At 65.7% G+C, this 560-nt stretch carries 1 protein-coding gene; it reads left to right on the top strand.

Features of this window, described 5'->3' with window-relative positions; genetic code table 11:
- Nucleotides 1-33: 33 nt before the first annotated feature.
- Nucleotides 34-560 (top strand): hypothetical protein (locus ACTIMO_RS17240; protein WP_448183215.1); only part of this gene is annotated, 527 nt, incomplete at its 3' end.

Below are 560 nucleotides of genomic sequence, written 5' to 3'. Positions count from 1 at the left end.
TCCCTATGTCTTCGAAAGCATTCGAGGCGCGGTATGGCGCAGATAAGCGGGGGCGCCGCGCTCAACGATGCGCTGCGCAAGATGACGCGCAAGCTCAAGACCGCGAGCGTGGTGCGCGTCGGCTTCCTCGAGGGCGCGACCTATCCCGATGGCACCTCAGTCGCTACGGTGGCGGCGCTCCAGAACTTCGGTGCACCCGGTGCCGGAGTGCCAGCGCACCCATTCTTCACCACGATGATCGCGGAGAAGTCCCCGGACTGGGGGCGCCGCTTCCTCAACACGCTAGAGCGCACCGGCTATAACGCCGAGGCCGCGCTCAACCTGTTCGGTGAAGGCATGGCGAGCCAGCTGCGGCGCTCGATCATCGACATGAACTCCCCTGCCCTGTCGCCGGTTACCGTGCTGTTGCGCGATCGATTCCGCGACCATGACGAGATCACCTTCGCGGACGTCCAGCAGGCCCGGCGCGATGTCGCCGCAGGCAAAGGCGTGGTCGCGAACGGCGCACTCGCAAAACCGCTGGTCTGGACCGGGCACATGCTCGCCAGTGTGGACAAGGA

The sequence above is a fragment of the Arthrobacter sp. CP30 genome (assembly GCF_053470025.1).
Note: the sequence above shows the minus strand (reverse complement) of the source record. Positions and strands in the feature narration are given on the sequence as shown.